At 62.7% G+C, this 7,790-nt stretch carries 11 protein-coding genes; 4 read left to right on the plus strand and 7 right to left on the minus strand.

Annotation, left to right across the window (positions count from 1 at the left end; genetic code table 11):
• Window positions 1-27: 27 nt before the first annotated feature.
• Window positions 28-336, plus strand: coding sequence for a hypothetical protein (locus VFV96_11735; GenBank protein ID HEU5071065.1), 309 nt, complete (start codon window positions 28-30; stop codon window positions 334-336).
• 45 nt (window positions 337-381) lie between these two features.
• Here VFV96_11735 and VFV96_11740 read toward each other — a convergent pair whose 3' ends face one another.
• The 7 genes from VFV96_11740 to rplM all read right to left on the minus strand — a co-directional run bounded on the left by VFV96_11740 (window position 382) and on the right by rplM (window position 5,841).
• A complete protein-coding gene (locus VFV96_11740; GenBank protein HEU5071066.1) occupies window positions 382-1,290 on the minus strand; it encodes an SMP-30/gluconolactonase/LRE family protein in 909 nt (302 codons plus the stop codon).
• Window position 1,291: 1 nt separating this feature from the next.
• Window positions 1,292-2,623 carry a bifunctional glutamate N-acetyltransferase/amino-acid acetyltransferase ArgJ gene (gene argJ / locus VFV96_11745; protein HEU5071067.1) on the minus strand — a complete coding sequence of 444 codons (1,332 nt, stop codon included), beginning with the start codon at window positions 2,621-2,623 and terminating at the stop codon, window positions 1,292-1,294.
• Window positions 2,624-2,643: 20 nt separating this feature from the next.
• Entirely contained in the window at window positions 2,644-3,246 is a 603-nt protein-coding gene (locus VFV96_11750; protein ID HEU5071068.1) for a TIGR00730 family Rossman fold protein, read from the minus strand.
• A 1-nt stretch (window position 3,247) separates the two neighbouring features.
• The gene (locus VFV96_11755; GenBank protein ID HEU5071069.1) at window positions 3,248-3,805 is read right to left on the minus strand and encodes a hypothetical protein; all 558 of its coding nucleotides are present in this window, start codon (window positions 3,803-3,805) and stop codon (window positions 3,248-3,250) included.
• A gap of 3 nt (window positions 3,806-3,808) precedes the next feature.
• A complete protein-coding gene (gene argC / locus VFV96_11760; protein ID HEU5071070.1) occupies window positions 3,809-4,870 on the minus strand; it encodes an N-acetyl-gamma-glutamyl-phosphate reductase in 1,062 nt (353 codons plus the stop codon).
• 120 nt (window positions 4,871-4,990) lie between these two features.
• Window positions 4,991-5,386 carry a 30S ribosomal protein S9 gene (gene rpsI / locus VFV96_11765; protein ID HEU5071071.1) on the minus strand — a complete coding sequence of 132 codons (396 nt, stop codon included), beginning with the start codon at window positions 5,384-5,386 and terminating at the stop codon, window positions 4,991-4,993.
• A 20-nt stretch (window positions 5,387-5,406) separates the two neighbouring features.
• Window positions 5,407-5,841: a 50S ribosomal protein L13 gene (rplM, locus tag VFV96_11770; protein ID HEU5071072.1), complete on the minus strand. Its 435-nt coding sequence runs from the start codon at window positions 5,839-5,841 to the stop codon at window positions 5,407-5,409.
• Window positions 5,842-5,952: 111 nt separating this feature from the next.
• Between rplM and lspA the strand changes: the two genes are divergently transcribed.
• The 3 genes from lspA to VFV96_11785 all read left to right on the plus strand — a co-directional run.
• Window positions 5,953-6,492 carry a signal peptidase II gene (gene lspA / locus VFV96_11775; protein HEU5071073.1) on the plus strand — a complete coding sequence of 180 codons (540 nt, stop codon included), beginning with the start codon at window positions 5,953-5,955 and terminating at the stop codon, window positions 6,490-6,492.
• Between the two features lie 92 nt (window positions 6,493-6,584).
• Entirely contained in the window at window positions 6,585-7,529 is a 945-nt protein-coding gene (locus VFV96_11780; protein HEU5071074.1) for an RluA family pseudouridine synthase, read from the plus strand.
• 50 nt (window positions 7,530-7,579) lie between these two features.
• Window positions 7,580-7,790: GTPase (locus VFV96_11785; protein ID HEU5071075.1), on the plus strand; the 211-nt coding region annotated here is incomplete at its 3' end.

The raw sequence follows: 7,790 nt of genomic DNA on the forward strand, positions 1-7,790 counted from the left end.
CACCAGGCTGCGGACTGCTTCACACTTGTGGAGATCCTTGCCGTCACCGTGGTGCTGCTGGTCGCCGGTGTGGCGCTGCTGGTTCTCTGGCTCGGGGTGAGCTGGGGGTGGTGGCCGTCGCCGCGATGGGCGACGGTCGTCCGCATTCGCGAGGGCAAAGTCGTGGTGGTTCTTGGACAATTGCGAGCCACTACGCGTGAAGATGTTGCGGAAGTGCTTGCGTCGAGCGGCATCCGCAGGGGGTTCATTACGCTTTCCACAGCGGGCGAGGTGCGTTTTTTCCGAACCATTCCTCCGGGCTTGCACCAACGGCTGAGGAATGTGCTGTTGAATTGAGTGGTGTGGGAAACGCGCCACCGGACTGGCTGCCGCCGACGCCCGCTACTTCGCCGCGTTGGCGCCGGGATATTTCATCCGCATGGCGTAAAGCCCCTTGCTGGCCGTGATGAACAGCGTGCGATGGTCCTTCCCGCCGAAGCTGACGTTGGCGGTCCAGGCCTCCGGCACGTCAATGTGCTCGACTTGCCGGCCGTTTTTGTCGAACACGAACACGCCTTTGCCGGTGAGGAAGAGATTTCCCCCGGCGTCGAGCGTGATGCCGTCCGAACCCATGCTGCAAAAGAGCTTTTTGCCGGTCAATGAGCCGTCCGCCGCGATGTCATAGACGTAGGTCTTTCTGGCGCCAATGTCCGCGACGAAGAGCCGTTTGCCGTCGGGCGTGCCGATGATGCCGTTGGGCTGGGTGAGGTCGTCGGTCAGTTTGGCAAGCGTCTGGTGGTCGGGCGCCAGCCGGTAAACCTGCTGGCTCGGCTGCGGCGGTTGTTGGTGCTCCCACCACGGGCGCTGATAATACGGATCGGTGAAATACATTGCGCCGGACGGATGCACCCACACATCGTTCGGCCCGTTCAACAGTTGGCCGTCAAACTTCTGCGCCAGCACGGTGTGCGTGCCGTTGGTGGCGATGGACCAAAGCTCGTTCTTTTCATCTGCGCAGGCGATCAGGTTGCCTGCGGCATCGAAAAACATTCCGTTGGCCCGGCCCGCGGGTTGCAGAAACGTGGAGAGCTGGCCGTCCACGCTCCACTTCATGATGCGGTTGTTGGGCTGGTCGGTGAAAAAGACGTTGCCGGCCTGGTCGCACGTCGGCCCCTCGGTGAAGCTGAACTCGTGCGCGAGCGTCCGGAGCGTTGCGCCGGGCGCGAGGACGGGGGAGGGGGCGTTGGTTTCCGCAGCCGGTGCGCCGACCGACAGGGCCAATAGAACTGATGCGATTTGGATGAGCTTCATATTAACCTCCCAGCGACGTCGGATCACTGACGTCGCCCTTGTTGAAATCCACATATTCCTCGGTCAAGTCGCTCGCATACATGAGGGCGCCGGCCTGGCCGAGATTCAGGCGGATGTGCAGATCAAATTCCTTCGCGGCCGCGGCGGCGCAGAGTTGCTTGAAAGTCGCCTTCGTCGGCTGGCCGCGCTTGAGGCTCCAGAGAATCTTCCGGCTGCCGGGCTTACTGTAACCGATGTCCACCTTGTCCTCGACCACCGTCGCGGCGCTGTAACCGATGGCGTCAATGATGCGGCCCCAGTTCGGGTCGCCGCCGAACCAGCTCGTCTTCACCAGCGCGCTGTTCGCCACGGCGCGCGCGGCGGCATCGGCATCGGCAAAACTCCTGGCACCTTCAACGCGGACTGTCACGAAACGTGTCACCCCTTCGCCATCGCGGACAATCATTTTCGCGAGTTCGAGGCAGACGTAATTCAGGGCGGCTTGGAACTTCTTCAATTCTGTGCTCCGCGCTCCGAGTTTCGCATTTTCCGCGAGTCCATTGGCCAGCACGAGCACGGTGTCGTTCGTGCTCATGTCGCCGTCCACGGTGATGCGGTTGAAGCTATGGGCCACGGCCTCCTGCAAACCGGCCTGGAGCGCCCTGGCCTCGATGGCGGCGTCCGTGGTGATGAAGCAGAGCATGGTGGCGTGGAGCCCTTGCGGCACCGCGGCCGGGCGCGCGCCGGTGGCGCTCATGCCGGGTTGAATCATGCCAGCGCCCTTGCAGATGCCGCCGATGCGGACGGTTTTGCCGCCGAGCTTGAATTCCACAGCGACCTGCTTCGGCTGTGTGTCGCTGGTCATGATGGCCTCGGCCGCTTCGCCGGCACATTGCACGTCGTTGCCGAGCAACTGTGCGGCGGCTTTGATGCCGGACCGGACGTTGTCCATCGGCATCGTGACGCCGATGCGGCCGGTCGAGCCGATGAGGACTTGTGCCGGTTCCACGTGCAGCAATTGGGCGGCGAATGCGGTCATCGCCTTGGCGTCGGCCAGGCCTTGGCGGCCGGTGCAGGCGTTGGCATTGCCCGAGTTGACGACGATGGCCTGTGCCTTGCCACGCTTCACGCGCTCCACACAGACCTTAACGGGCGCCGCGCAAATCTGGTTCGTCGTGAACATGCCGGCGACGGTGGCCGGCACTTCGGAGACGATGAGGGCAAGGTCGCGTTTTTTGCCCTTGTTCGAGCCTTTGCCCGTCCCCAGGCGTTTGATGTCGCAAAAGACGCCGCTGGCGAGAAAGCCCTTCGGGGCGACGATGGAACCAGCAACCGTTTTCAGATTCTTGCTCATGTGCGATGTGTTAGGAACGGTCAAAGTGCGTCTTTGTCAATCCACTTGTGCAGTCGCGGGGCGCGATGGCCGGCCATGCGTTGCAAGAGGGCGGCCGGATCGGTCTCCACCACGATCAATTCCCGGTGGGCGGCGCGCACGAACCGTTCCTCGACGGCGTGATCCAGCAGGCGCAGCACGGGATCGTAGAAGCCGTCCACGTTCAACAACGCGCAGGGCTTGGTGTGCAGGCCCAATTGCGTCCAGGTGAGCACTTCGAAAAATTCCTCGTAGGTGCCGATGCCGCCGGGCAGGGCGATGAATCCATCGGCCAGGTCGGCCATCATCGCCTTGCGCTCGTGCATGGTTTTGACCACGCGCAAATCCTGAATGGTCCGGTGGCCGAGTTCCCGTGCCATCAGCGCCTCGGGAATGACGCCGATGACGCGTCCGTCCGCCGCGAGCACGGCGTCGGCGACGACGCCCATCAGGCCGACGTTGCCGCCGCCATAGACGAGTTCGATGCCGCACCGGCCGAGTTCGCGCCCGAGCGCCTGGGCGGCTTGCACGTAGGTATCGCGCGCACCTTTGCTCGAGCCGCAAAACACACAGAGGCGACGAAAAGGAGCCGGCGAAGCGTTCATGTCAGGCCGGGGAGTTTGTGGTTCGCAGCAGGCCCAACGCCTGAACGAACTGACGTTGCAAGGCGGGATCGGATGACACGCGTTGAAAATGGGGCACGGTGTAGAGCAGGGGCGCCTCGCGTTCGGCAAAACCATTTTCCCGGAACGCCGCCAGGTTCGCCGACGTTGGCGCATACACGAAGAAGATGCCGTGTTCCTCCAGCGTCAGGTAATGTTCGTGCGCGGGATCCTTGATGGTGAGCTGATGGGCGCCGTCGGAAAAGACGAAAAACTCGTTCGCCCGCACGGCTGCGATAAATGCCTCCCGCCGCTTCATGCCTTGGTAACGCGTCCACAGTGGTTCGCCATCCTCGGCCTGGCCGGCGGCCACCTTGAGCAGGATTTCCAGCGGATCGGGCAATTGATCAATGAGGGCGAAGAACGCGCGCTGGATTTGCGCGGCGTCCCCGCTCCAGGCCACGAGGCGGGTCAGCGTTTCAAATTGCTGGAGAAAGCAGAACGGCGGCTCGTGGTAATCGGGCGCCCACGCTTTGATGCCGCTGCCGGTGGGTTCTTGCATTGGTCAGATCAGCCCCGCCGTCTCGGGAAAGCCGCAGGCGATGTTCATGCTCTGCACCGCCTGTCCGCTCGCGCCCTTGGTCACATTGTCCTCGGCGCTCATGACGATGAGCCGGCCGGTGCGCGGATCCAGCCGCCACGCGATTTCGATGACGTTCGTGCCCACAATGTTCTTGGTGTCCGGCAGCGCCTTGCCTTCCAGCAGCCGGACGAAGGGTTCACTGGCGTAGGCTGCTTGATAGCATTCCGCGATTTGCCGGCCGAGCGCGGCGGCTTCCTCGGCGGTGGCGAAATGGTTTGCGGGCGCGAGATACAGCGTGGTCAGAATGCCGCGGTTGACGGGAATGAGGTGCGGCGTGAATTGAATCGTCACCCCGGTCCCGGCCGCGAACCCGAGCTGCTCCTCGATTTCCGACAGGTGCCGGTGCTTCGGCACGCCGTAAGGGCGCATGCTCTCGTTGCATTCGCAGAAGAGGTAATCGAGTTCCGCCTTGCGCCCGGCGCCGCTCACGCCGCTCAGGGAATCGGCAATGATGCCCTGCCGTTTGATCAGCCTCGCCCGCAGCAGCGGAAGGGTCGGCAGCAGAACGCTCGTCGGGTAACAGCCCGGCGAGGCGATGAGCTGGGCGTCTCTGATCTGCGTCCGATAAACCTCCGGCAAGCCGTAAACGGCCCTGGCGAGCAACTCGGGTGCGGGATGTTCGTGGGCGTAGAACTCCCGGTAAATCTCCGCGCTGCGCAGCCGGAAGTCGGCGCTCAAGTCAATCACGCGGCAACCGAAGTTCAACAGCGGCACCGCATATTCCGCGGCCACGCCGTGGGGCAGGGCGAGAAATACGACCTCGGCCTGCTTGGCCAGCAGCGCCGCGTTGGGCTCGGTGAAACGCAGCGTCTTGGCGAGCGGACGACCGGCAAATTTGGGGAAAACCTGGGCCAGCGTCTGGCCGGCGTTGGAGCGCGAGGTGACGGCGGTGAGTTCGACGTGCGGATGGCCCAGCAGCAGCCGGACGAGTTCTTCGCCGGAATACCCCGAGGCTCCGACGATGGCGACTCTGACGTTTTTCATGCTCATATTCGAGTGCGGTCAGCAAAGCAGGAATCTGCCAACTGAAAAGAAAATTGAACCGCGTGATAAAAAACAAAAAACCCCGCCGTGGCCGGCGGGGTTGGCAAATCGGTTGGCAGTTTAGCGTTTGCTGAACTGGAAGCGCTTGCGGGCGCCGGGCTGGCCGTATTTCTTGCGCTCCTTCATGCGCGAGTCGCGCGTGAGGAAGCCTTCGGCCTTCAGGGCGGGACGCAGGTTGGCGTCCACCTTGAGCAGGGCGCGGGCGCAGCCGAGCCGGACGGCGCCAGCCTGGCTGATCGGGCCGCCACCCTTCACGAGCACGAGCATGTCGAACTTGTCCGCGTTGCCGGTGAGGGTGAGGGGTTGGGTGGCCGTGACCCGCTGGGCTTCCATCGGGAAGTAGGTGTCGAAGGCGCGCTTGTTGACGATGATCTTGCCCGAGCCGGGCGTGAGCTTGACGCGGGCGACCGAGGTCTTGCGACGGCCCGTGCCCCAAATTTGATTCTTTTCAGCCATGGTTCTTCGCGGGGGTTAAATTATTTGCCGGCCTTGATCGTGTCGGGCTTCTGGGCCGCGTGCGGGTGGTTTGGCCCGGCATACACCTTCAGCTTGGTGAGCAACTGGCGGCCAAGGCGGTTCTTCGGGATCATGCCCTTGACCGCGTGCTCGATGAGCCGCTCGGGATGCTTCTCGCGGACCAGGGTGACGGTGCGATATTTTTCGCCGCCTTTCCAGCCGGAGTAGCTCATGTATTCCTTGGCCGTCTCCTTGTTGCCGGTGAGTTTCACCTTTTCGGCGTTGATGACGACCACGAAGTCGCCCGCGTCGAGATGGGGGGTGAAGGTGGGTTTGTCCTTGCCGCGCAAGACGTCGGCGATTTGCACCGCCAGCCGGCCCAAAACGGCCCCGTCAGCATCAATCACATGCCACTTGCGCGCATCCAAATTATCTTTGGGCAAATACGTTTTCATGTCACAAAGGGCGGCAAAGCTACCAAAGGAAACCTCCAAGTCAACAAGCCAGTTGTTGCAAAAGGGTTGTGTTTTGGTTTCGGGCTGATTAAACAGGCGCCCGGTCGGCTCATGGATTTTCTCAAAAACCTGCTCCGCACGCCCAATCGCCGCATCGCGGCCATTGGTCTGGTGGTTTTTGGGCTGGACCAGCTTACCAAGGCGCTCGTGCTCGCGTCGCTGCCACGGGGCCAGGAGCGCGTGGTCATCGAGGGCTTCTTCAAATTCGTGCACTGGGGCAACACGGGCGCGGCGTGGAGCATGTTTCGGGGCAACAACGCCACGCTTGCGGCGATCGCTTTGCTGGCGCTGGTCGTGTTGTATTTCACACGGCACCATTTTGAATCCAAAACGCTCACGGGCCAGATTGCGTTTGGGCTGATCTTCGGCGGCATTCTCGGCAATCTGACCGACCGGCTGCTGCCGGGCCGGCACGAGGTGATCGACTTTCTTTACTTCTTCATTCAGCGCGCGGACGGACGTGAACTCGGGTTTCCGGCGTTCAACGTTGCAGACAGCGGCATCTGCATTGGCGTCACCCTGGTCTTTTGGGTGACTTGGCGGAGCGAGAAGTCAAAGCCTGCAAAAGCGGGTGAAACGTTGAATGGTTAAAAGAGTTAAATGGGTAATTGGGAAACGGTGGCCTGTCCGTGGTTTCATGACTGGTTGGCTCTTGCACTGATTAAACTCCCTCTTCCGTCTCCATGCGCAGCGAAACCGTCACTCTTGACCGCTCCTTTCCCAGCGAGCGCCTCGATGCGTGGCTGCGGCGACAATTCCCCGCCATGTCGCGGGGGGCAATTCAACGGCTCATCGAGGAAGGCCACATCACCGTCAACGGCGCGCAGACCAAGCCCACGCACACGCCGCGGGCGGGAGACGTGGTGCGCGTGGAATGGCCCGATGCCAAGCCCGCGGCGGCGCAGCCCGAGGACATCCCGCTCGACATCCTTTACGAGGACGAGGCGTTGCTGGTCTTGAACAAACCACCCGGGCTGGTGGTGCACCCGGCCGCCGGCAACGCAGAGCACACGCTCGTCAACGCGCTGCTGCATCATTGTGCCGGCGGACTCAGCGGCGTCGGCGGCGTGGCGCGCCCGGGCATCGTCCACCGGCTCGACAAGGATACGAGCGGCTGCCTCGTCGTGGCGAAGAATGACGCAACCCACCTCGCGCTCTCGGCGCAGTTCGCCGGGCGCCACGTCCACAAAGTCTATCTCGCGATTGTTTGCGGCGAAGTGGCCCGGGAAAAAGGCGACATTCGCGCCGCCATTGCGCGCCATGCGTCCCATCGCAAACGCATGGCGGTGGATGACGACCGCGGGCGCGAGGCACACACCAGTTATCGGGTTTTGGAACGGCTGAATTCAGCCACGCTCGTTGAGGCGATTTTGCACACGGGCCGCACACATCAGATTCGCGTGCACTTCCAGCATCTCGGCCATCCGCTGGTGGGGGATGACACCTATGGACAACGGCAGAACCGGCGTTTGACGGAACTGACCCGCTACGCGGCGCCGCGCCAGATGCTGCACGCGGCGGAACTCGGCTTCACGCATCCGCGCACCGGCACGCGCCAAATGTTCCGGGCGCCGCTGCCGGAGGATTTCGAGGATGCGCTGAGCGCCTTGCGCGGGGCCGCTGCGTAAGAAGATGGCATTGCCGGCGGGCGTTTGATTTTCGATACTGGTTTTGCTTGATGCAGCCAGCCAACCAAACTCAATTGAACCCGCCAGGAACAAATCCCCGACCCGCCTCAGCCGGAGCCGCCGGCCAGGAACAACCCTTTCGTTGCGGTCTGGCCGTGCTGGTGGGTCGCACAAATGCCGGCAAATCCACCCTGCTGAACGCGCTCGTTGGGACGAAAGTCTCGATCGTGACACCGCGCCCGCAAACCACACGTGAGGCCA

The sequence above is a fragment of the Verrucomicrobiia bacterium genome, assembly GCA_035765895.1.
In the GTDB taxonomy this organism is placed as follows: domain Bacteria; phylum Verrucomicrobiota; class Verrucomicrobiia; order Limisphaerales; family DSYF01; genus DSYF01.